This is a genomic window from Variovorax sp. 01T439_2 (assembly GCF_056398445.1).
The window spans coordinates 1-1,437 of sequence record NZ_JBFTPJ010001200.1 but is presented as its reverse complement, the minus strand read 5'-3'; the positions used below and the strand labels follow the sequence as shown (position 1 = coordinate 1,437).

Sequence of the window (1,437 nt, the reverse complement as noted above, 5' to 3'; positions counted from 1 at the left end):
AACCCAAGGACCGCCAAATGAAGTGCTCGATCCGCCGCTCCCTCGCCACCACCGCCGCGGCACTGGGCCTGGCAGTTGCATTGGCCTCCTGCGGTGGTGGTGGCGGCGGCGGGGGTGGAGGTGGYGGGGGGATCGGCATTGGCGCACCCTTGCCGCCCACCACGGCGCAGCTGCCGGAGCGCGAGGCGCTGATTGCCCGCGCACGGGCCCTCGAAATCAACACGCCCTACGTGCCGCCGCCCGGCAACGTGCTGGAGCACCACACCTCCGGCTATGCCAAGACGATGTGTTCCGCCGTGTTCATCACCGGCATCGACCCCGACGTCGCCGCCGAAAGCCTGGGCTATTTCGTGGGCCCTTATGACCAGCGCAAGAACGTGGGCAAGCCCGTGGTCGACCGCGTGAAGAAGGAGGTTCGCATCTCGATTCCCAATGGCCCGACGCTGGTGGCGCGCCACTTCGGCTCGCAGGGCTGCGTCACGCTGCCGGCCGGCCGGGACGACGTGTTCTTCACGCCGGTCGAAGTCAGGAGCGCGCTGCCCGACCCCGCCACCCAACCCTGGCCGATGGGCGACGTGCTGCCGGGCGATGCGCCGCCCGCCGAGGTCGACATGGCCAAGGTGACCCGGGCCGTCGATGCCGCGTTCGCCGTGCCCGAGGCCTACACATCGGCCTTCGTGGTCACGCACAAGGGCCGCATCGTCGCCGAGCGCTACATGAGCGGCATCGGCCCGGCGACGCCGCTCGAATCGTGGTCGATGGGCAAGAGCGTCGTGGCCACGATGATGGGGGTGCTCATCAAGCAGGGCGTGTACAAGCTCGACCAGCCGGCGCCGATTCCCGAATGGCAGGGCGCCGGCGATGCACGTCAGCAGATCAAGATCTCCGACATCCTGCAGATGTCGAGCGGCCTGCGCATCAAGGCGCCGGACGATCCGGACTTCRACCCCAACGGCACCTACCCCGACCACATCTACTACTACACGGGCCGCATCAACGCCTTCAACTATGCCGCCACCCGGCCGCAGCAATGGCCGCCCGGTGCCGTGGGCCGCTACCGCAACACCGATCCGGTGCTGGCCAACTACCTGGTCCGCCTCGCGGTGGAAAAGCGCGGCGAGGACTACCTGTCGTTTCCGCAGCGCGCGCTCTTCGACAAGATCGGCATCCGCTCGATGGTGATCGAGACCGACCCCTACGGCAACTTTCTCACGCAGGGCTACGACTTCATGTCGGCGCGCGACTGGACACGCCTGGGCAATCTCTATCTGCAGGACGGCATGTGGAATGGCGAGCGCATTCTTCCCGAGGGCTTCGTCAACTTCGTGAGCAGCGTGGCACCGGCCTGGGCCGCGGACAAGCGCCCGATCTACGGCGGCTTCTTCTGGATCAACGGGATGGGCTCGCTCGCGGTGCCGGCCTCGGCCTACTACATGC

The 1,437-nt window shown here is 67.6% G+C and carries 1 protein-coding gene; it reads left to right on the top strand.

Annotation, left to right across the window (positions count from 1 at the left end; translation table 11 throughout):
• Nucleotides 1-17 precede the first annotated feature (17 nt).
• Nucleotides 18-1,437: serine hydrolase domain-containing protein (locus AC1DOC_RS33490; RefSeq protein WP_478131546.1), on the top strand; the 1,420-nt coding region annotated here is incomplete at its 3' end.